14 protein-coding genes and 2 pseudogenes are annotated in these 21,108 nt (G+C 61.9%); 8 read left to right on the forward strand and 8 right to left on the reverse strand.

Annotation, left to right across the window (positions count from 1 at the left end):
* Positions 1-26: 26 nt before the first annotated feature.
* Entirely contained in the window at positions 27-1,256 is a 1,230-nt protein-coding gene (locus tag ACEPAJ_RS04065) for a nucleoside recognition domain-containing protein (RefSeq protein ID WP_425913703.1), read from the forward strand.
* Between the two features lie 235 nt (positions 1,257-1,491).
* On the opposite strand, the gene ACEPAJ_RS04070 is transcribed toward ACEPAJ_RS04065, so the two are convergent.
* Positions 1,492-2,505, reverse strand: coding sequence for a DUF5924 family protein (locus ACEPAJ_RS04070; protein WP_425913704.1), 1,014 nt, complete (start codon positions 2,503-2,505; stop codon positions 1,492-1,494).
* A gap of 253 nt (positions 2,506-2,758) precedes the next feature.
* Between ACEPAJ_RS04070 and ACEPAJ_RS04075 the strand changes: the two genes are divergently transcribed.
* Positions 2,759-3,709, forward strand: a complete 951-nt coding sequence (locus tag ACEPAJ_RS04075; protein ID WP_425913706.1) for an SDR family oxidoreductase — start codon at positions 2,759-2,761, stop codon at positions 3,707-3,709.
* A 4-nt stretch (positions 3,710-3,713) separates the two neighbouring features.
* Here the strand turns inward: ACEPAJ_RS04075 and ACEPAJ_RS04080 are convergent, their stop codons facing one another.
* Entirely contained in the window at positions 3,714-4,739 is a 1,026-nt protein-coding gene (locus ACEPAJ_RS04080; RefSeq protein ID WP_425913708.1) for an AraC family transcriptional regulator, read from the reverse strand.
* A 194-nt stretch (positions 4,740-4,933) separates the two neighbouring features.
* Here ACEPAJ_RS04080 and ACEPAJ_RS04085 point away from each other — a divergent pair, with 194 nt between their 5' ends.
* The 6 genes and pseudogenes from ACEPAJ_RS04085 (at position 4,934) to ACEPAJ_RS04110 (ending at position 13,412) form a co-directional block, all read left to right on the forward strand.
* Positions 4,934-5,905 carry a TAXI family TRAP transporter solute-binding subunit gene (locus tag ACEPAJ_RS04085; RefSeq protein ID WP_425913710.1) on the forward strand — a complete coding sequence of 324 codons (972 nt, stop codon included), beginning with the start codon at positions 4,934-4,936 and terminating at the stop codon, positions 5,903-5,905.
* A gap of 188 nt (positions 5,906-6,093) precedes the next feature.
* Positions 6,094-8,661, forward strand: a complete 2,568-nt coding sequence (locus ACEPAJ_RS04090) for a TRAP transporter permease (protein WP_425913711.1) — start codon at positions 6,094-6,096, stop codon at positions 8,659-8,661.
* Between the two features lie 142 nt (positions 8,662-8,803).
* Positions 8,804-9,468, forward strand: a pseudogene (locus ACEPAJ_RS04095) (ABC transporter ATP-binding protein).
* On the forward strand, positions 9,468-11,939 hold the full coding sequence (locus ACEPAJ_RS04100; protein ID WP_425917928.1) for an FtsX-like permease family protein: 2,472 nt from the start codon (positions 9,468-9,470) through the stop codon (positions 11,937-11,939). The pseudogene ACEPAJ_RS04095 and the gene ACEPAJ_RS04100 overlap by 1 nt, the downstream one beginning before the upstream one ends.
* Positions 11,929-13,023 (forward strand): lipocalin-like domain-containing protein, encoded by a 1,095-nt coding sequence (locus ACEPAJ_RS04105; RefSeq protein ID WP_425913713.1) that lies wholly within the window; start codon positions 11,929-11,931, stop codon positions 13,021-13,023. Before ACEPAJ_RS04100 ends, ACEPAJ_RS04105 begins: the two co-directional genes overlap by 11 nt.
* Before the next feature lie 26 nt (positions 13,024-13,049).
* Positions 13,050-13,412 (forward strand): DUF2237 family protein, encoded by a 363-nt coding sequence (locus ACEPAJ_RS04110; protein ID WP_425913715.1) that lies wholly within the window; start codon positions 13,050-13,052, stop codon positions 13,410-13,412.
* Positions 13,413-13,471: 59 nt separating this feature from the next.
* Here ACEPAJ_RS04110 and ACEPAJ_RS04115 read toward each other — a convergent pair whose 3' ends face one another.
* From ACEPAJ_RS04115 to ACEPAJ_RS04140, 6 genes and pseudogenes are all read right to left on the reverse strand, one after another.
* Positions 13,472-15,118 (reverse strand): Na/Pi cotransporter family protein, encoded by a 1,647-nt coding sequence (locus ACEPAJ_RS04115; protein ID WP_425913716.1) that lies wholly within the window; start codon positions 15,116-15,118, stop codon positions 13,472-13,474.
* 105 nt (positions 15,119-15,223) lie between these two features.
* A complete protein-coding gene (locus ACEPAJ_RS04120) occupies positions 15,224-16,354 on the reverse strand; it encodes a PilT/PilU family type 4a pilus ATPase (protein ID WP_425913718.1) in 1,131 nt (376 codons plus the stop codon).
* A 348-nt stretch (positions 16,355-16,702) separates the two neighbouring features.
* Positions 16,703-17,506, reverse strand: coding sequence for a methyl-accepting chemotaxis protein (locus ACEPAJ_RS04125; protein WP_425917930.1), 804 nt, complete (start codon positions 17,504-17,506; stop codon positions 16,703-16,705).
* A gap of 87 nt (positions 17,507-17,593) precedes the next feature.
* Positions 17,594-18,292 (reverse strand): annotated as a pseudogene (locus ACEPAJ_RS04130) (PAS domain-containing protein); the annotation flags it as partial.
* A complete protein-coding gene (locus ACEPAJ_RS04135; protein WP_425913720.1) occupies positions 18,289-20,538 on the reverse strand; it encodes an EAL domain-containing protein in 2,250 nt (749 codons plus the stop codon). The pseudogene ACEPAJ_RS04130 and the gene ACEPAJ_RS04135, both read right to left, overlap by 4 nt.
* A 160-nt stretch (positions 20,539-20,698) precedes the next feature.
* Positions 20,699-21,010: a hypothetical protein gene (locus ACEPAJ_RS04140; protein ID WP_425913721.1), complete on the reverse strand. Its 312-nt coding sequence runs from the start codon at positions 21,008-21,010 to the stop codon at positions 20,699-20,701.
* Between the last annotated feature and the right edge of the window lie 98 nt (positions 21,011-21,108).

Consider the following 21,108-nt stretch of genomic DNA (forward strand, 5'->3'; position numbering starts at 1 on the left):
GCGCCCATTGATTGGGGAGAGACAGCATGCTCAACGGCTTGTGGCTGGGGTTTTTCGTGGTGGCGGCCATTGCCGGGCTGTCGCGCTGGTTACTCGGTGATGACCCCGCGGTGTTTGCCGCCATGGTGGAAAGCCTGTTTGCCATGGCCAAGCTGTCGGTTGAGGTGATGGTGCTGCTGTTCGGCACCCTGACCCTGTGGCTCGGCCTGCTGCGTATCGCCGAGAAAGCCGGTTTGGTCGATGCCCTGGCGCGGATGCTCGGCCCGCTGTTTTCGCGGCTGATGCCCGAGGTGCCGCGTGGCCACCCGGCTCTCGGCCTGATCACCATGAACTTCGCCGCCAATGGCCTGGGCCTGGACAACGCCGCCACGCCAATCGGCCTAAAAGCCATGCGTGCGCTGCAGACGCTCAACCCCAGCAGCACCACTGCAAGTAACGCGCAAATACTCTTTCTGGTGCTGAATGCTTCATCGCTGACCCTACTGCCGGTGACCATCTTTATGTACCGCGCCCAACAGGGTGCGCCTGATCCAACCCTGGTATTCCTACCCATTCTGTTGGCCACCAGCGCTTCGACGTTGGTCGGCCTGCTCTCCGTGGCACTGATGCAGCGCCTGCGCCTGTGGGACCCGGTGGTGTTGGCCTACTTGGTGCCCGGCGCGTTGGCGCTGGGTGCCTTTATGGCGCTGCTCGCCGGCATGTCAGCCACGGCGCTGGCGGCCCTCTCGTCGCTGGCCGGCAACCTCACCCTGTTCGGCATCATCCTGCTGTTTCTGCTGATGGGCGCGTTGAAGAAAGTGCCGGTGTATGAGGAATTTATCGAAGGCGCGAAAGAAGGCTTCGACGTGGCCAAGAGCCTGCTGCCCTATCTGGTGGCCATGCTCTGCGCGATTGGTGTGTTGCGTGCGTCTGGCGCGCTGGAGTTTGGCCTCGACGGCATTCGTTGGCTGGTCGAGGCGATTGGCTGGGACACGCGCTTTGTTGAAGCGCTACCCACGGCCATGGTCAAACCCTTCTCCGGCAGTGCGGCGCGCGCCATGCTGATTGAAACCATGCAAACCCAGGGCGTCGACAGCTTCCCTGCGCTGATTGCCGCCACGGTGCAGGGCAGCACAGAAACCACCTTCTACGTGCTGGCGGTGTACTTTGGTGCGGTCGGCATTCAGCGCGTGCGGCATGCCGTGGGCTGTGCGCTACTGGCCGAGTTTGCCGGTGTCGTAGCTGCCATATCCGTCTGCTACTGGTTCTTCGGTTAGGTGTATGGCAGCGATCTGCTGCGCGTCGGCCCTGCGGCGTTAAAAACGGGCTCGTATGCGAGCCCAGTCGGAATGCTCAGGTACAAAAGTACACTCCGCTTCCTCGCCTGTTTTTGCCTTGCAGGACTCTAGCTCGCGAGATCTCAGATAGGTTTAGCTACGCTTACTCCACCACACCGAAGCGTAGTAGCCGCGTTGGGCGTCGGCGCTTTGCTCCTCAACGTCAACCTACCCGTTACTCCACCACCTTAAACCGCAGTACGCCAATCATCTGTCCGGCCTCGGTTAGCACCTGCACCTGCCAGCGGCCAACGGCCTCGGCGGGGAAGTTCTGCTTGTGGGTCCAGGCGCGATAGCCTTGCTTGCGCCCGCCATGGATATCCAGGGCGATGCGCTCGACTTCGCCACCATCACGGCGCCAGACGTGATAAATCCGCTCATTCAGCCCGCGTGGCGCGCTGATCGCCGTGTAGGCGAACAGGCCCTGGCTGCGCAGTTGCGCCACACTCAACTCCTTGATGCTTTCGCCCGGCGCGCGGTTCTGGTTGTCGAATTCGCTGGTGACCGCCACCTCGGTCAGCCATAGGGTCGCGGGCGGCACCCAGACGCGTACCAGCCAGCCGCCAGCACCTATCGCTAGGGTCATCCCGACCAGCAGCAAGCCCCGCCACCAGCGTTGTACGGTGATGATCGTGAACAGTGAGGGGAATGACAGGATCACCGCCGCCGCCAGCGCCAGCTGATAGCTCTGCGGCGTGGTCAGTTTGAAGATGATCGGCAGCGCCGTGAGCAGCACGGCGAACAGCGTCAGGGTGTGGTAAGCGAGAAACAGCCAGCGTTTCGGCGCCAGCCACTTGTAGTACAGCGGGTCGATGATCGAGATCAGCGCAGCAGCCGCCAGTAGGCCGCTGAACAGCAACTGGCCGCTGTTCCAGGTGGTGGTGATAAAGAAGAACGGCAGTACGAAGAACAGGCTCTCCTGGTGGATCATCTGCGTGGCATAACGCAACAACGGCGGCGGTAATTCGAAGCCAAAGCGTTGGGCGATGCGCTCGCGCAGGATATTTTCCATGATCAGCCACAGCCAGCTGACCAGCATCACCAATGCAAGCACCCGCGCCAGTTCGGCCTGGCGCTCGACCAGCAGAAAGCTCGCCAGCCCCGAGGCAAAGCCAAAAATCGCGACCAGCCCCGGGTTGCGTTGTACCAGGGCGATCAGCTTGAAAAGCTGTTGTTTCAGTGCGGGCATTGGATGAACTCGATGTAGGCGGTGCGCAGGTTCTACCGTCAGGCTTGTGTGGGCATGCCTGGATCAATCACGGGGCGCAGAGCATAGCGCGCCCAGCGCACCGGGGCGTAAGCATCTGTCGCCTTTGGCCACGCTGTTTGGCCAGCCTTGCCACTGCCTCCCCGCAACCCGCTGGATAGGCTGCAATGGGAAATCACAGTCGGTAGAAACGCAGCCTTCGCGCCCTCGGGCCGCGCTGCGTATGGAGAGGGTAATGCGCGTTTTGATCACAGGTGCAGCCGGCTATATCGGCCAGCAGCTGCTTAACCAACTGGCTATTCAGCACCCGCAGTGGACACTGATTGCCGCCGATATCCGCCCGCAGAACCGCGCGGGCATGAAGCTGAATATCGAGCCGGTGCTGCTCGATATCAGCCAGCCGGCCGCCGTGGAACACTGTGTGGCCACCTGGAAGCCGCAAGCGATCGTGCACCTGGCTTCGGTGGTCACCCCGCCGCCCGGTATGAGCGAGGCGCACTTGCATGCCATTGATGTCGGCGGCACCCAGGCGCTGATCCGCGCGGCGGCGGCCCATGGCGTCGAACAGTTGATCGTCACCAGCTCCGGCGCCGCCTATGGCTATGACCCGCAAAATGCCGAGTGGCTGGACGAAGACCAACCGCTGCGCGGACACGCCCACTTTGCCTATGCCAAGCACAAGCGCGAAGTAGAGCTGCTGCTGGCTGAGGCAAGGGTGCAGCACCCGCAACTCAAGCAGCTGGTGCTGCGCCCCGGCACCATTTTGGGTAAACGGGTGAACAATCAGATTACCGAGCTGTTCAAGAAGTCCGCAGTACTGGGCATCCGCGGCAGCGACAGCCGCTTCGTGTTCATCTGGGATCAAGATGTGGTGGACATCTTCTGCCGCGGTCTGCGCCAGCAGAGCGCCGGCATCTTCAACCTGGCCGGCGACGGCGCGCTGTCACTGAAGGAAATCGCCGAACTGCTCGGTAAACCGTATCGCGCTCTGCCGGCCTGGTTGATTCGCGCCGCGTTACGCGTGCTAAACCCCCTCGGCTTAAGCCCATACGGCCCGGAGCAGGTGGATTTTCTGCGCTATCGCCCAGTGCTGAGCAATCGCCGGCTTAAACAGGACTTCGGCTTTAGCCCCCGCTACAGCTCGCGCGAGGCTTTTCTGGCGTTCTTGCAGGCGCAGGGGCTTTGAGGCGCTAGAGCGCTTTCTGCCGAGCGCGATATTCGCCCGGCGTTAACCCTGTCCATTGACGAAAGGCGCGGAAGAACACGCTGGGTTCCGAGTAGCCCAGCAGCAGGGCAATTTCTGCGGCGGGTAAGTCGCCACTGCTCAGGTGTTGTTCGGCCAGTTGTCGGCGGGTGTCGCTGAGCAATTGTTGGTAGTGGCAGCCTTCCTCGGCCAGGCGCCGCTGCAGGGTGCGTTCGCTCAGGTGTAGATGGCGCGCCAGTTCGCTGCGGTCCGGTTCGCCCCGCGCCAGTTGTTCGCCCAGTAAGGCCACCACACGGGCGCTTAGCCCTTCGCTGGGTAGGCGTGCGAGCAGGGCTTCGGCATGCTGGCGCAATAGGTTTTGCAACGGCGGGTTGGCCTGGATCAGCGGCGCGCTGGCGAGGCTGCGTGGCAATACGATGCCGTAATCACTGGCGGCAAACTGCAACGGGCAGGCGAAAATTGCGGTGTAGCTGTCGAGCGCCGGCGGTTGCGCGTGGGCGAACTGCGCACGCAGCAGCTGCCAGTTATCCAGCAACGGATGCAGCATCTGCACCCAGCAGGCCATCAGCGCCAAGACGCGGGTACGGGTAGCAGGTAGCTCGGGGTGCAGTGGGCGGTAGAGCAGTTGCAGTTCATCGCCCTGTTCGTGCAATTGCACTTCGCCGCCTTCGCCCACCAGGCGCTGATAGCGGCGGCCAGCGGCCAGCGCATCACCTAATGTGGGGCTGCTTTGCAGCAGATAACCGAGCACGCTGAACGGGCCTGGTGCGAGGTTGCAACCCAGGGCTAGGCCGGGTTCGGCATGTTCGATGCGGCTGAGGTGTTGCCACAGCTGTTCCTGGGTGGCGAAGGGCACGCGGGCATCGGGGTCACTGAGCTGGCTGTCGCTGAGCGCGCATGCACTCATCAATTGGCTGCGATCAATGCCCAGGCGGCTGGCGGCATGCAGCACCGCAAGGGTGATGCTGGCGCTAACCGAGGTGTGTGGTGAGTCGAGCGAGTGTTTGAGCATGGCCTGATTCTGCCCAAAGCCGTGGCTTGGCGGTAGCGTTAAGACGCCCGGTGCGCGGGGTAATAAATACCTGGTTACCAGCGTTGTTCGCTATTACGTCGTGCAACCTGCGCCTGAGCGGTTAGACTCTTGTCCTTCCGGGCGCACTCAAAAGGGGCGTGCGGGTCCAAAATAAACAGAAAAGGAGAACTCCCATGAAAGGTAAATCCCTGGCATGGGCCCTGTCAGCTGCACTCGCGGGTATTACCCTGAGCAGCGCCGTACAGGCCGAAGAACAATTCGTGACCATTGGCACCGGCGGTCAAACCGGCGTTTATTACGTGGCTGGTCAATCTATCTGCCGTTTCCTTAACCGTGGCGCAGCTGACCACGGTATCAAGTGCAACGCCCCAGCCAGTGGCGGCGGCGTGGCCAACGTTAACGGTATCCGCAGTGGCGAATTCAACTTCGGCATCATGCAGTCGGACCACCAGTTCAAGGCCATGAAAGGCGTAACACCGTTCGAGAAAGAAGGCGCGATGGATGACATCCGCGCGGTGTTCTCGCTGCAGAGCGAAGTGTTCACCATCCTCGCTCGCCGTGACGCCAATATCGCCAGCTTCGATGACCTCAAAGGCAAGCGCGTCAACATCGGCAACCCAGGTTCCGGTCAGCGCGACACCCTGGAAGAAATCATGCAGGTCAAAGGTTGGGACCGTTCGGCGTTCTCCCTAGCGGCTGAGTTGAAGCCTGCTGAGCAAGCCTCGGCGCTGGGCGACAACAACATCGATGCGATGACCTACTTCGTTGGCCATCCGAATGGCGCGATCCAGGAAGCCACCACCACCACCGACGCGGTGCTGGTGCCGGTGACCGGCGCGGAAATCGACAAGCTGCTGGCGGCTAAGAGCTACTACACCAAGGCTGAGATCCCAGGCGGCGTGTACAAGGGCAACGATGCACCGACTCCGTCGATCGGCGGCAAGGCTGTGCTGTCGACCTCGGCCAAGGCCAGCCCGGAAGTGGTTTACCAGCTGGTTAAGTCGGTGTTCGACAACATTGATCGCTTCAAGCGTCTGCACCCTGCGTTTGCCGACCTGAAAGAAGAAGACATGATCAAAGTCGGCCTCAGTGCGCCGCTGCACGAAGGTGCAGTGCGTTACTACAAAGAGCGCGGCTGGCTGTAAAAACCTGATTTCGGTCTGCTGCGCGCAGGTTCTGTTGGATTAACAACAGTGTCTAGCTCGTAGGATCGAAAGCAGGTTTAAGACGGCTCACTGTCTGGAAACAGGCTAGCGTCTATACATAAGCAAACCCGCAGCTGCGAGGCTGCGGGTTTTGCCGTTTTCCGTACTCTCGAATGCAGGTTCGACCCATGCATGACAAGCAACTGTCCACCGAAGAACTGATCGCCCAGGATGTCGGTGCGCGCACCCCGCTGGGGGCCATGGCCCAGGTGATCACCGGCCTGGCCCTGCTCTGGTCGCTGTTTCAACTGTGGATCGCCTCGCCGCTGCCGTTTGTCTTCGGCATTGGTGTGTTCAACGACACCGAAACTCGCTCTATCCACCTGGCGTTTGCCTTGCTGCTGGCCTTCCTCGCCTACCCGGCGTTCAAGAAGTCGCCGCGCGATCGCGTGCCGCTGCTGGATATCGCGCTAGGCCTGGTCGCTGCTTCCAGTGCCGCCTACTTGTTTATTTTCTACCAGCAGCTGGCTTTGCGTCCGGGCAGCCTGACCACTGCGGACATGCTGACGGCCTGTATTGGCATACCATTGCTGCTGGAAGCCACGCGCCGGGTGCTCGGCCCGCCGTTGGCGATTATTGCTGTGCTGTTCCTGATCTACAGCCTGGCCGGGCCCTATATGCCGGGGCTGTTGGCGCACCGTGGGGTTAGCCTCAATGCGCTGGCCAACCACCAGTGGATCACCACCGAAGGGGTGTTTGGCATTGCCCTTGGGGTGTCCACCAGCTTCGTGTTCCTCTTTGTCCTGTTTGGCGCACTGCTGGATCGCGCCGGCGCCGGGCATTACTTTATTCAGCTGGCTTTCAGCATGCTCGGGCACTTCCGTGGCGGCCCGGCCAAGGCGGCCGTGGTTGCATCCGGCTTGACCGGGCTGATCTCCGGCTCGTCGATTGCCAACGTGGTCACCACCGGCACCTTCACCATCCCGATGATGAAGCGCACCGGCTTCTCGGCCGAGAAAGCCGGGGCGGTGGAAGTGGCCTCGTCGGTCAACGGTCAGATCATGCCGCCGGTGATGGGCGCAGCGGCCTTTTTGATGGTCGAATACATCGGCATGCCCTATGTCGAGATCATCAAGCACGCCTTCCTGCCAGCGGCGATTTCCTACATCGCGCTGCTGTATATCGTTCACCTGGAGTCGCTCAAGCTCGGCCTGCAGCCCATTGGCGGCCATCAGCCCAAGCCGTGGTTACGCCGCCTGACCGGCTTTGCCTTCGGCGCTGCCTTGATCAGTGGCCTGTCGTTGGCGGTTTACTACGGTCTCGGTTGGCTCAAACCAACGCTAGGTGATTACGCGTTGCCGGGCATCGGCGCGCTGCTGGCGCTGGTCTATCTCGGCTTGCTGAAAATTGCCGCCAGCGTACCGGTGTTGCCTGCCGAAGACCCGGACGCGCCGCTCGACAAACTGCCGCAAACGCGCGCCGTACTGCTGTCCGGTCTGCACTTTTTGCTGCCGGTGGTGGTGTTGGTCTGGTGCCTGATGATCGAGCGCCTGTCCCCCGGTCTGTCGGCTTTCTGGGGCAGCGTGATGCTGGTGATCATCCTGCTTACCCAGCGCCCGCTGCTGACCTGGCTGCGCACCGACGGCACGCATGCTCACGGCTCGTTTATGGATGGCGTGATCGACCTGCGTGAAGGCCTGATTGCCGGTGCGCGCAATATGATCGGTATAGGCATTGCCACCGCTGCGGCGGGGATGATCGTCGGTGCGGTCTCGCAAACCGGTGTGGGCCTGGTCTTGGCCGATCTGGTCGAGCTGCTGTCGATGGGCAACCTGCTGCTGATGCTGGTGCTCACCGCCATTTTCAGCCTGGTGCTGGGCATGGGCTTGCCGACTACCGCCAACTACATTGTGGTGTCTAGCCTGCTGGTGCCAGTGATCGTCACCCTCGGCCAGCAGAATGGCTTGATCGTGCCGCTGATTGCCGTGCACTTGTTCGTTTTCTACTTCGGCATCATGGCCGACGTGACGCCGCCGGTGGGTTTGGCCTCGTTTGCCGCGGCGGCGGTGTCCAAGGGTGACCCGATCAAGACCGGCATCGCGGCGTTCTACTACAGCCTGCGCACGGCGATCTTGCCGTTCCTGTTTATCTTCAACACCGATCTGTTGCTGATCGACGTGGACTTCTGGCACGGCGTGCTGATCTTCATCATCGCCACCGTCGCGATGCTGATCTTCGCCGCAGGCAGCCAGGGCTTCTTCCTGGTGCGCAGCCGTTGGTATGAAAACGTCATGCTGCTGCTGGTTGCCTTCACCCTGTTCCGCCCAGGCTTCTGGATGGATATCGTGCACGACCCTTACCGCGACATTCCGCCGGCACAACTGGCTCAGGCCCTGGGTGATGTTGAGGCGGGTAGCCAGCTGCGTTTGCGCATCAAAGGTGAAGATGCCGTGGGTGATGCGCGCGAGTTCAGCCTGTTGCTACCAGTGCCTGAGGGTGCCAGTGGCGAAGAGCGTCTACAGAAGCTCGGCTTGCTGACCTATGAGGACGGCGACAAGGTGCTGGTCGACAGCGTGACCTTCGCCAGCCCCGCCGCCGAGGCCGGTCTGGAGTTCGACCAGCAAATCCTCAAGGTGCGTGCGCCTACTCAGCGTATGACCAAAGAACTGATGTGGATCCCCGGCTTCCTGTTGTTTGCGTTGGTGGTCTGGTTACAGCGCCGGAGGCGTTCCGCCTTAGGCACAGCGCACGCGTGATGCGCTAACCTCGTCCTACAAAGGCAGCCTCGGCTGCCTTTGTAGTTTTAGCCGTTTGTTTTATAAAGCCTGATAGGGTGGATTATTCGTCTGCAGCCATTGATTGATGCGCGGGTTCACGTCAGCTCGGGAGGCACTCAAGATGCTAGATGTAAAGAACCTGAAAAAAACCTACAGCGGGCCGCAGGGCAAGCTTGCAGTGCTGGATGGGGTGAGTTTGCGCCTCGAGGCTGGGCAGAGTCTTGCGCTGATGGGCGAATCTGGCAGCGGTAAGAGTACGTTGCTGCACCTGGTGGCCGGTCTGGACCAGGCTGACAGTGGCGCCATCCATGTAGGTGGCCAATCACTTGCCGGGCTGGATGAAGCGGCCCGCGCAGCCTTTCGGCGCAGCCACGTGGCGGTGATCTTTCAGCAGTTCAACCTGATTCCGTCGCTGCGCGTGGTCGATAACCTGGCGTTTCAGGCGCGTCTCGCCGGGCGGGAGGATGAAGCTTGGCTGAGCAAGTTGGCGCAGCAGTTGGGCCTTAGTGAACTGTTGCAGCGCTACCCGGAGCAACTCTCGGGGGGCAGCAACAACGCGTTGCTGTGGGGCGCGCACTGGCCGTACGGCCACCGCTGATTCTGGCTGATGAGCCGACCGGTAACCTCGATGAAAGCACGGCGGACGAGGTGATGACCCTGTTGCTCGATCTGGTGCAGCAGGCCGGTGCGAGTTTGCTGATGGTCACCCACAGCGCCCGCCTGGCGGCTCGGTTAGACCGGCAGATGGTGCTCAAGGCCGGCCGCGTGCACGGGGCTGAGGCGTGATCCGCCATGCCGGCTGGGTGCTGCACACGCTGCTCAGCCATTGGCGTCGGCATCCACTTCAGGCCGCCTGCCTGCTGGTGGGCCTGTGGTTAGCGACCGCGCTTTGGACCGGCGTGCAGGCGCTCAACAGTCAGGCGCGGGACAGCTATGACCGCGCCGCCGAGCTGTTTGCCGGTGGCGCGCAGACGGTGCTGGTCGCCCCTGGTGGACAGGTTTTCGCGCAACAGCACTTCGTCACCCTAAGGCGTGCAGGTTGGCCGGTATCGCCGATGTTGCAGGGCAGCGTGCAGGTGGCGGGTGCTACCGCAGTGCAGCGTTTACAGCTCACCGGTATTGAGCCATTGACCCTGCCGGCTGGCGGCGCAGTCGAGACCGAAGTGCAGGATCAGGACAGCTTGCGTGCCTTTATGCTGGCGCCTGGGATGACCTGGATAGCGGCGGACACCCTGGCCGACTTGGGCCTTGAACCCGGGGCTACTCCGCTCTTGGTCGACGGTAAACCCCTGCCGCCTTTGCACGTGGTGCCGGGCTTGCCGCCGGGTATGTTGCTGGTGGACATCAGCCAGGCCCAGCGCTTGCTCGACCAGCCCGGCAAGGTCAGCCAGCTCTTGGTTGAGTCGTCTTTCGCGGCGACTCGTCCGCCGCTGCCGGACACCTTGCCATTGGTGTGGCAAGAGAGCGGTGAGGCTGACCTGGCGCGCCTTACCGACAGCTTTCACCTCAACCTGACAGCACTTGGCCTGCTGGCCTTCGTGGTCGGGCTGTTTATTGTCCACTCTGCCGCAGGGTTGGCCATGGAGCAGCGCCGTGGCCTGTTGCAGACCCTGCGCGCCTGCGGCGTCAGCCTGAAAACCCTGCTCGCGGTGCTACTGCTAGAGTTGCTGGTGTTGGCCCTGATCGGCGGCAGCCTGGGCGTACTCAGCGGTTTTGCCTTGGCCGCGTTGCTGATTGGCGACATCGCCGCCAGCCTGCGCGGCCTGTATGGCGCGCAAGTGGCCGGTCAATTAGCGCTGAATGCCAGCTGGTGGCTGACCGGGCTGGGCATGAGCCTGCTCGGCACCCTGATAGCCGGCGGTAGCAGTGTGCTAGCGGCCATGCGCCTGCCGGTATTGGCCTGGGCTCGACCACAAGCCTGGCGTGAAGCGCAGGGGCGGGCAATCAGGCTGCAAACGTTGCTTGGCATAATGTTGCTTGCGCTGGCAGCGTTGCTGGCGGTGTGGGGTGACTCCCTGCGCAGCGGCTTCGGCTTGCTCGCCTGCCTGCTGCTCGGAGCGGCCTTATTGCTGCCCTTATGCCTGCAAACGCTGTTGCGCCTTGCCCAGATGTGCCCCGCAGGCCCAGTGCGGCAATGGTTCTGGGCGGACAGCCAACAGCAGGTCTCAGGCCTGGGCATCGCGCTGATGGCGCTGCTGCTGGCGTTGGCCGCCAATATTGGTGTCGGCAGCATGACCGAGGGTTTTCGCCAGACCTTTACCGGCTGGTTGGATCAGCGGTTGGCGGCCGATATCTATGTGCGCCCGCAAGATGCAGCGCAGGCGTCGGCCATCGGTCGCTGGTTGGATCAGCAGCCGCAGGTCAGCGCGCAGCTGCCGACCTGGGAGTTGGAGACGCGTGTCGGTGGCTGGCCTACTCAGGTGAGCGGTGTGATCGATCATCCGCTGTATGCGCAAACCTGGCCGTTGCTCGAATCAATCAGCAATCCTTGGCCACAGCTGGCGGCAGGTGAGGGCGCGCTGGTCAGCGAGCAACTGGCCTTTCGCCTGAAGCTGTCACTGGGCGACACCCTGACGCTGGATACCCCCGCGGGCTCTTGGCCGCTGAGGATACTCGGGCGCTATGCCGACTACGGCAATCCCAAGGGGCAGCTGTTGGTCAGCGCCGCAGGCCTGCAACAACGCTGGCCCGACCAGCCGGTAAGCGGTATCGGGATTTTGGCCAAGCCGGACAGAGCAGCGCCGCTGGTGGCGGCGCTGCGTGACGCCTTCGAGTTGGGCGACAGTCGTGTGATCGATCAGGCGGCGCTTAAGGCCTATTCGCAAACCATTTTCGAGCAGACCTTTGCCGCCACCGCCGCGCTCAACACCCTCACCCTCGGAGTGGCCGCCGTGGCCTTGTTTACCAGCCTGCTGGGGCTGGCCGACAGTCGCCTGAGCCAGCTTGCGCCGCTGTGGGCCATGGGCCTGCGGCCCGCTCAGCTGGCTACGCTGAGTGTGGCGCAGATGCTGGTGCTAGCAGCGTTTACCTGCCTGCTGGCGATCCCGCTGGGCTTGATACTGGCCTGGTGTCTGGTCGAGGTGGTCAACGTTCAAGCCTTTGGCTGGCGTCTGCCGTGGCATTGGTTTCCCGGGCAGTGGCTGACCCTGGTGCTGCTGGCGTTGCTCGCGGTGTTGCTGGCAAGTATCGGCCCTGCCTGGCGTATTTTGCGCACCGGGCCAACCCGACTGCTTAGGAGCTTTGCCCATGATGCGTAGGTGGCTGGTAGCGCTCAGCTGTAGCGTGTTGCTGGGTTGCGATGGCGCGCAGGCGCCTGCGCCAGCCGGTTTTGCCGGCCTGGGCAGTGAGGCTCAGGGTTTTAGCGCTGTGACGCGCGGTGAGCCGTTGGCTTTCCCAGCGGATTTCGCTGCGCACCCCGGATACCGGATTGAATGGTGGTACGTCACCGCCAACCTGACCGACGAGAGCGGTGAGCAATGGGGCGTGCAGTGGACCCTGTTCCGCCAAGCCATGGCGCCACAAAATAGCAGCGAGGCCGAGGCAGGCTGGCAAAGCGCCCAAGTGTGGCTCGGTCACGCCGCGCTGACCCGCGCAGACGGTCATCAACACGCCGACCGTTTAGCCCGTGGCGGTATTGGCCAGGCTGGGGTGCGTGCGCAGCCTTTCCAAGCATGGATCGATGACTGGTCGCTGGCTGGCGACGCCGCCCAGCCAGTCAATTCATTGCAGCTCAGTCCATTGCAGGTCCGGGCCGCTGGAGCGAACTTTAGCTACGACCTTAACCTGCACACGAGCACGCCGCTGGTGCTGCACGGCGACCGTGGTTTCAGCCAAAAATCTGAGCGGGGCCAGGCCTCGTGGTATTACAGCCAGCCATTTTTCCAGGTCGATGGCGAGGTGCAATGGCAAGGCGAAACGCGCCGGGTCAGCGGCAAAGCCTGGCTGGATAGAGAATGGAGCAGCCAGCCGCTGGCGGCGGATCAACAAGGCTGGGACTGGTTTTCCCTGCACCTGCACGATGGCAGCAAACTGATGCTGTTCCGCCTGCGCAGCGATGACGATAGCCACTTCTATTCGGGCACCTGGATCACGCCCGAAGGCCTGGCAGAGCCGCTGGATGCCTCGGCGATCAGCATGACGCCGTTAGCCGAGAGTAAAGTGGCAGGTCGAACGCTGCCGACGCAGTGGCGGCTGCAGATAGCCCATAAAAATTTCGATGTGACTGCGCAAGCGCTCAACCCAAATGCCTGGATGGGCACCGGTATTCCCTATTGGGAGGGGCCGGTCAATGTCACAGGCAGCCATACAGCGGTCGGCTACCTCGAAATGACCGGCTATTGAAGCAACGACCTAAGAAAGAGGGTGAGATGAAGTCAGCAGCCAAAAATGTATTGGGCACGGCGCTGGAGCCATGCTGCGGTCAGAGCCGTGTGGGCTTCTACCGCGATGGCTTTTGTCACACCGGCGACTCAGATAAGGGCCGGCATGTGGTGTGCGCTGTCGTCACCGACGCCTTCCTGCAATTCAGCCTGGCGCAGGGTAATGATTTGATTACGCCCAGGCCTGAGTGGGATTTTCCGGGCCTTAAAGCGGGTGACAGATGGTGCCTGTGCGCCAGCCGCTGGCTGGAGGCGCATGAAGCGGGCGTAGCGCCGCCGGTGTTGCTTGATGCCTGCCACGAAAAAGCCACTGAAATTATCAGCCTGGATGTGCTGCAAGCCTATGAGTGACGGGATGCTGCCTTAAGGCGCGCCGTTACCGGGGACGCAGCAGTGTTGCGCGTGCGGCCTTACTCCGCGCCGTTGTCTTCGTGATGCAGGGCCCCCGTCTCACCACTCTCCAACACCACATAGGCGCTGGCGCAAAATAACGAGTTGAGGCGTTTCATATCGGCGATCAGTTCCATGTGCAGGCCGCTGGTTTCGATGCTTTGCACCACTTGGTGGTGCAGGCGCCCGACATGCGCGTGGGCCAGGCGGCGCTCCTGGGCGCGGAAGCGGCGTTTTTCGCGTAGCAGTTGGCGGGCGCTTTCCTTGTCGCCGGAAAGAAATACCGAAAGGCCCAAGCGTAGATTGGCCGTTAGTTGCCGATGCAGGCTGGCCAGCTCTTCCAGACCGCTGTCGGAAAAGGCGTGGCGCTGGGCGGTCTTCTGATCCTGCACCTTGCCGAGCATGCGCTCGATAATGTCGCCGGCCTGTTCCAGGTTGACCGCCAGTTCGATGATTTCCGCCCAGCGTCGACTGTCGTGCTCGCTCAAGCCGTCACGTGATACCTGGGCAAGGTAGAGCTTGACCGCGCTGTAGAGGGCATCCACATCATCATCGAGGCGGCGTAGCTCTTTGCTGAGGGCTACTTGCCCACCCTGCAGCACCTCCAGTAAATGGCTGAGCATGGTTTCGATCAGGTCGCCGATGCGCAGGGTTTCGCGCACAGCATTGGCCAGCGCCAGGCTCGGCGTAGACAGCGCGGTGGGGTCGAGGTGGCGTGGGCGGGCCACGCCGTTTTCCTCGACGCGATCCGGCAGCAGCCAATTGCAGAAGCGCGCCATCAGCCCGACGCTGGGCAGCATCAGCAGGCAGCGCAGGCTGTTATAGAGCACATGAAAGCCGATCACCACTTCCTCGGGGCGCCAGTTCAGGCTGTCCAGCCAGTTGGCCAAGGGGTCGAGGAAAGGCATGACCAGTAGCAGGCCGATCAGCTTGTACAGCAGGCTGCCGAGGGCCACCCGCCGACCGGCTGGGGTCTGCAGGCTGCTGGTGAGAAAGGCCAGTATGCCGCTGCCGATATTTGCGCCGATTACCAAGCCGATAGCCACGGGCAGGCTGATCAGCCCTGCGCCGGTGAGCATGGCCGTGAGCAGCACGGCGGCCAGGCTGGAATAGGAGATCAGCGCAAACAGCGCGCCGACCAGGGCATCCAGCAGCAGGTCGCCGGTCAGCGAAGCAAACAGCACGCGGATGCCTTGTTCCTGAGTGATCGGTGTGGCGGCCGCGACGATCAGCTCCAGCGCCAGCAGCATCAGGCCCAAGCCAATACCAACGCGGCCGAGCTGGCCGGCGCGAGTCTGCTTGCGCGAGAGAAAGAAGATCACTCCGAGGAAGATCAGCAGCGGGCTCAGCCAGCTCAGGTCGAAGGTCAGCACCCGCGCCATTAACGCGGTGCCGACATCCGCGCCGAGCATGATCGCCAGCGCCGGGGTCAGCGCCATCAACCCCTGGGATACGAAGGAGGTGACCAGCAGCGCGGTGGCGTTGCTGCTCTGCACCAGCGCGGTCACGCCAATGCCCGCGGCAAAGGCCATGGGCCGTTTGCTGACGTTATGGCTGAGCACTTTGCGCAGGTGCGAGCCATACACGCGCAGGATGCCGGTGCGGACGATGTGGGTGCCCCAGATCAGCAGGGCGATGGCGGAAAGCAGGTTGAGCAGCGTCAGCATGGTGGCCGTCTCTTACGCGCCTTGTTGGCGCTTGTTATGTGCCCAGTACGTGATGGCGGCGTTGTACGGGCTATTAGTCGTTTCGTTGAGCCGCGTCAGGCGTGCTCAGGCGTCGCGCATCACCTTGAGTTCGTTGTCTTCGGCAGAGAAGCCGCGCTGCAGTTTGACCTTGAGGCCCAGGTCGGTGCGTGAGTCAGCAAACTTGAGCGCTTCGGCCAGGGTGATGCGGCCCGCTTCGAGCAGTAGATAGAGGTGTTGATCGAATGTCTGCAGGCCCTGTTCTTGCCCGCGGGCGGTGGCTTCGCGCAGGTCACTGAGCTGGTCGCGCTGGATCAGGTCACGGATATAGGCTGTGCCCAGCAGCATTTCGATCGCCGCCACGCGCTTTTGCTGCACGCCCGGCACCAAACGCTGACCCACTACCGCCAAGAGGTTTTGCGCCAGGTCGGCCAGCACCTGTTTGCGGGCGTCATCGGGGAAAAACCGCACAATACGCTCGATCGCATGGCTGCTGCTGGTGGCGTGCAAGGTGGCGATGCACAGGTGGCCGGTTTCGGCGTAATGCAGCGCATGCTGCATGGTCGCGGCGTCGCGAATTTCACCGAGCATGATCACGTCAGGTGCTTCGCGCAGGACGTTACGCAGCGCATCCGCAAAGCTGTGGGTATCCAAGCCGATTTCGCGCTGATCGATGATCGACAGCTGGTGCGCGTGGAGAAACTCGATCGGGTCTTCAATGCAGACGATATGCCCGCCTTTATGGCGGTTACGAAAATCCAGCATGGCCGCCAGGGTGGTTGATTTACCCGAGCCGGCCGCGCCCACCACGAGAATCAAACCGCGGTCCTGCATGCTGAGTTTTTCCAGCAGACGCGGCAGGCCGAGCGCTTCGAAATTAGGGATGTTGCTCTTAATTGAGCGTACAACCATGGCGACCTGGCCGCGCTGATAATAAACGTTGACCCGAAAGCGCCCGGCATTCTGCACGCCGACCGCCAGGTTCATCTCCAGATCACGTTCGAACTCCATGATCTGTTTTTGGCTCATCAGCTGATAGGCCAGCTGCTGCACTTCGCCTTGTTTGAGCACGCGCTGATCGAATGCCTGGCTGGCGCCTTCGAGTTTCAGGTGGGCCGGCGCGCCGACACTAAAAAACATATCTGAACCGCCGCGCTCATGCAGCGCTTGCAAGTAAAGGAATACATCAAGTTCGGCGGTTTCTAAGGTAGGGCTCATCACTACGTCTCGTCGTTTGCACTGAAGCCTGAGCAGTCACGGTATGACTGCGGCTGTCCCTGTACCCTAGCACTTTGCTCATGCCGAGAGGCTGATGGGTATGCCTAATCTGTTCCGGTTGATGCTCTGCAAACCCCTTAGAACTGACCGCCTGCGAGTTGGTCACGCCGCCAGCGCGGCGTTTAGTGCTGGCGCGGGATAAGACGCTCGCTTGAGGCTGAGCAGGATAGTGCGGGCGCATCGACGACTGAGCAGGCAACCCCAGCTGCGGCGCCACCGCCGGCGCTGTTGCAGCGAGGTGTCTGGCGACTTTGGCGTTACCTACGATTGCAGCTCCGCGCCCGGCGTTTAGCTGGCGCGCTGACTCCCCCAGAATTGGTCGGCTAGAAATTGCAGGCGTTCGGCTAATTCAGCGAATTGTTGGGCGCTGTTGCGGCTCTGGTGGCTGGCGGTAACGCTAACTTCGTTGGCCTCGCGAATGGTGCAGAGGTTGCGCTGAATATCGTCGCCTACGGCACTTTGCTCCTCGACGGCTGCGGCAATCTGAATGCTCATGTCACTGATCTGTGCCACTCGCTGGTTGATCCCATCCAGCGCCTGGCTCGCCTGCATGGCCTGTTCGACACTGCTGTGCGCCTGCGCCTGGCTGCGTTCCATCATCACCACGGCATCACGTGTGCCCTGTTGCAGGGCCTGGATGATGCTGTGGATTTTTGCTGTGGATTGTTGGGTGCGCTGCGCCAGCCCGCGGACTTCGTCGGCGACCACCGCGAAACCACGCCCGGCCTCACCAGCCCTCGCGGCCTCGATGGCGGCGTTGAGCGCGAGCAGATTGGTTTGCTCGGCGATGCTCTGAATCACATCGAGCACCTGATTGATGTCCTGGCTGTGCAGCTCCAGCTGCTGGATCACCGTATGGCCTTGCAAGACTTCTGCGGCCAATGAACTGATTTGCTGACGCGTTTGCTCAACCAACTGCAAGCCACTGCTGGTTTCCAGATCAGCTGCGCTGGCCGCACTGGCGCTGAGTTGCGCATGGCGCGCCACTTCTTGCACGCTGGTGGCCATCTGGCCAATGGCGCTGGCCACCTGCTCGGTTTCTGACTGCTGCTGCAGGCTGGCCTGGTTGCTGCAATCCACGGCGCTGGCCATTTCGCCGGCTTCCTGGCTGAGCTGGCGCGCCGAATCGGCAATGCGCCCGACCACCGCGCCGGCCTCTGCTTTGAGGCTGTGCAAGGCAAACGCGATCTGCCCGAATTCGTCACGCCGGCCGCTATACACCCACCGGCTCAGGGGGTTGTCAGCCACGGCCTGTGCCTCCTGATGCAGCTGCCGTAATGGCCGCAGAGTCAGTTTCACGCCCAGCGCCAGCACACCCGCCAGGCCGACTCCCGCACTTATGGCGGCCAGCCACGGCAGGCTATTGCTGATACCCAGCAGGACCGCGCAGCCCAGCACCGGCAGCGCCAGTATTAGGCTCAGGCGATTGTCCAGTGTCAGGCGTGGCGCACGCAGTTGCGCAGGCTTTTCGCCGGCATTGAGCTGGGCGTACAGCGCGTCGGCACGGGCAATGCGCTCCGGTGTCGTGCGGGTGCGCACCGACTGGTATTCCACCGTCTGGCCGTTACGCACCACGGGCGTGGCATAGGCGCTCACCCAGTAATGGTCGCCATTTTTACAGCGGTTTTTCACCAGACCCATCCAGGCCTTTCCTGCTTTCAGGGTTTGCCAGAGGTCCCCGAACGCCGCTGGCGGCATGTCGGGGTGACGCACCAGATTGTGGTTATGGCCGTATAGGTCTTCTTCGTTAAAGCCACTGATGGCGATGAAGTCAGGGTTGATGTAACTGACCGCACCTTTTAGATCGGTGGTGGAGAGGATGTTGGCATTGGCGGGGACATCAATTTCACGCTGGCTGACGGGCAGATTTATTTTCATTGTTCTGTCGGCTCTTCAAGTGATGCGCGGGAGGTACGTCTGGGGCACGGTTCATCAGGGGCATCGATGAACTGCTTGTATAGCTCGGTAGCTGATAGGGGGCGGCTAAACCAGTAGCCCTGGGCCATGTGGCAGCCTTGTACGCGCAGAAAGTCCAGGTGTTCCGCGCGTTCAACCCCCTCGGCCACCACCTCTAAACCCAGGCTCTGACCAAGGCCGATAATCGCCCGGCTGATCGCTGTTAATTCGGCATTCTGTGAGGCGCCACTGATGAAGCTTCTATCGACTTTAAGAATGTGCAGCGGGAAGCGCTTGAGGTAACCGAGGGAGGAGTAACCGGTACCGAAGTCATCCAGCGCCAGCCGCACACCGAGAGTGGCCAGGGCGCGTAGGGTAATCAGGGTGGCGGTGCTGTCTTCCAGTAACTGACTTTCGGTGATCTCCAGGATCAGGTCGCTGGCGGCCAAGCCACTGTCGCGGAGGATTTCACTGAGCCGCTCGACAAAGTTTTCCTGGAGCAACTGGCGGCTGGAGAGGTTCACCGCACAATGCAGGTGGGGTTGCCCGGCCAGTTGCCAGGTGCGCACCTGGCGGCAGGCCTGGCTGAGCACCCAGTCGCCGACGCGGATAATCTCCCCCGAGTCTTCCAGCGAGGTAATAAACTCCAGCGGTGGGACCAGGGTGTTGCCGCGCTGCCAGCGTAGCAAAGCCTCGACTCCGACGAAGCGCGTACCCTGTTCTTCTACGCGTAGGATGGGTTGGTAGTGCAGCACAAACTCGTCGCGCTCCAGCGCCTGGCCCAGCGCACTTTCCAGCTCCAACTGGTAGTGCGCACTGACCTGTAGCTCCTCGCTGAAACGGGCGTATTGCGCCTTGCCGGCCTGTTTGGCCTGATACAAGGCGAGGTCGGCGGCCTGCAAGGCATCCTGCGAGGCATCACTGGGCTGCAAGGCCGTGATGCCGATGCTGGCGCTGACCACCAGGGTTTGTCCGGCCAGGTGTAATGGCAGGTGCAGGCTGTCGAGCATACGCTGGGCGACCTGCTCGGCATCCTCGGCGCAGGCCAGATCGGTGAGCAGAACGACGAACTCATCACCACCAAACCGACACAGGTGATCGCCAGGGCGCAGGCATTGGGAGAGGCGGCGGCTGATCTCGATCAGCACCTGATCGCCGCAGTGATGCCCAAGGCTGTCGTTGATCAGCTTGAAACGATCCAGGTCAATAAACAGCAGGGCGGCCTCCCGTGCACCGCTGTGGCTCAGCTGCTGCAGGGCTTGCGGCAGCAGTTCATCGAGACGCAGGCGATTACCTAATCCAGTCAATGGATCATGGCGGGCGGCATGCTGCAGCTGTTCTTCGATGGCCTTGCGTGCGCTGATGTCGCTTTGTGAGCCGGCCATCCGTTGCTGACCGCTGGCATCTGTCTCGACCACACCACGGGCCTGCACCCAGAGGTAGTCGCCCGTGCTACTGCGCATACGGTACTCGTGATTCAGTTGCGCGTTCCTGCCACTGCAATGGGCTTCGATGGCTTGGCGTAGAGCGGGCAGGTCGTCCGGATGAACGCGGTTAAACCAGCTGGCGCTGCTTTCGCCGAGGCTGTCGTGATCAAGGCCGAGCATGGCCGCCCAGCGGGTTGAGACATACAGACGGTCGTGCCCCAGGTGCCAGTCCCAGATGCCGTCGTTGGCCCCGCGCAAGGCCCGGGCAAAACGCGCTTCGCTGTCCTCCAGGGCCTTGCGTTGCGCGGCGCTGTAAGTGTCGATGGCCAGGGTCATGTCGAAAAACACGGCCTTGAGCAGGCTGGCGAATAGCGCTTGATTGGGGTGCGCATCAAACAGCTGGGCAAGTATCTCATCGAGGTACAGCCGGTAACCGGCCAAGTACCATTTGAGTTCGATCCCGGCCATCTGGTGGATCAGCCCAATACGCAGACGGCTGTCTACGTAATCGGCGTTGTATGGGCCGCGCCACAGCCGTTGGTAATAGGCCTGCTGGCTGTGTTTGAGGCGCTGCTGGGTGGCGGGGTCGCTGATCACCCCAGCCGCCCCAGGAAAGCCCTCTAAGTGTTGGTAAAGGCGATCAGTAAACGTCTGTTGGGCGGTGTTCATGTTATCGGCAGCGGCATTCAGGCAGGCGGCGTCACTGCTCTGCCAATTCAGCAGGTTGCAGCGTTGCTGAATCTCCTGACGGTTGAGCCCCATTCGCCTTATCAGCTCGTCGAGTGCAGTAGCTGAGCCCATGTTCCTTCCCTGTTGTTGTTTTCCTCAGGTATAAAAAAAGCGCCGAGCACCACGTTCGTGATGAACATGGCGCTTCGGCGCTTCGTCTTGCAGGCCCTGTGTCCTGCCCGGCAAAGCCGGTCCCCGCTGTGGCGGAACCTACTGGGTGAATATTTCTACCTTATTCCTCATCGTCTGACAATTCATCGAGCAGTCGCTCCAGGCGCCTGCGTAATTCGGCCAGCTCACGGGATTTAAAGGCATGACGGGTACGTATCAGTGTTTCCACTGCATCGAGCAAGGCGCTGTGCGCGCGGCCTTCTGGGCCTAGCGGTGCTTGGTCGAGCCAGCGACACAGGGGCGCTTTGCTGCAGTCCTCAGGGCTGCAGATGACCTCTCCTGCAGCCGCCTGATTATCCAGCCACTCACGCAGTGGCCCACTCAGCGAAGCGTCTGTACAGATGATCCGGTGCGTGGGGGCTGAGATACTCATAAGTGATGGCACTTTAGTCTCAGGCATGGGTAAAACTATTGATCTGGATCAAGTACGGCCGTGCCATGCGGATACCTGCCGAGGCGGCGAATGAGCTG

The sequence above is a fragment of the Pseudomonas sp. GWSMS-1 genome, from assembly GCF_049847425.1.
Taxonomy (GTDB): Bacteria; Pseudomonadota; Gammaproteobacteria; order Pseudomonadales; family Pseudomonadaceae; genus Aquipseudomonas.

Excerpts from the sequence above, each read along its gene's own strand:
- ACEPAJ_RS04105 (WP_425913713.1), top strand. The coding sequence starts at position 11,929 with ATGATGCGTAGGTGGCTGGTAGCGCTCAGCTGTAGCGTGTTGCTGGGT.
- ACEPAJ_RS04090 (WP_425913711.1), top strand. The coding sequence starts at position 6,094 with ATGCATGACAAGCAACTGTCCACCGAAGAACTGATCGCCCAGGATGTC.
- ACEPAJ_RS04065 (WP_425913703.1), top strand. The coding sequence starts at position 27 with ATGCTCAACGGCTTGTGGCTGGGGTTTTTCGTGGTGGCGGCCATTGCC.
- ACEPAJ_RS04120 (WP_425913718.1), bottom strand. The coding sequence starts at position 16,354 with ATGAGCCCTACCTTAGAAACCGCCGAACTTGATGTATTCCTTTACTTG.
- ACEPAJ_RS04080 (WP_425913708.1), bottom strand. The coding sequence starts at position 4,739 with ATGCTCAAACACTCGCTCGACTCACCACACACCTCGGTTAGCGCCAGC.
- ACEPAJ_RS04135 (WP_425913720.1), bottom strand. The coding sequence starts at position 20,538 with ATGGGCTCAGCTACTGCACTCGACGAGCTGATAAGGCGAATGGGGCTC.
- ACEPAJ_RS04115 (WP_425913716.1), bottom strand. The coding sequence starts at position 15,118 with ATGCTGACGCTGCTCAACCTGCTTTCCGCCATCGCCCTGCTGATCTGG.
- ACEPAJ_RS04125 (WP_425917930.1), bottom strand. The coding sequence starts at position 17,506 with ATGGCCAGCGCCGTGGATTGCAGCAACCAGGCCAGCCTGCAGCAGCAG.
- ACEPAJ_RS04070 (WP_425913704.1), bottom strand. The coding sequence starts at position 2,505 with ATGCCCGCACTGAAACAACAGCTTTTCAAGCTGATCGCCCTGGTACAA.
- ACEPAJ_RS04075 (WP_425913706.1), top strand. The coding sequence starts at position 2,759 with ATGCGCGTTTTGATCACAGGTGCAGCCGGCTATATCGGCCAGCAGCTG.
- ACEPAJ_RS04085 (WP_425913710.1), top strand. The coding sequence starts at position 4,934 with ATGAAAGGTAAATCCCTGGCATGGGCCCTGTCAGCTGCACTCGCGGGT.
- ACEPAJ_RS04110 (WP_425913715.1), top strand. The coding sequence starts at position 13,050 with ATGAAGTCAGCAGCCAAAAATGTATTGGGCACGGCGCTGGAGCCATGC.
- ACEPAJ_RS04140 (WP_425913721.1), bottom strand. The coding sequence starts at position 21,010 with ATGAGTATCTCAGCCCCCACGCACCGGATCATCTGTACAGACGCTTCG.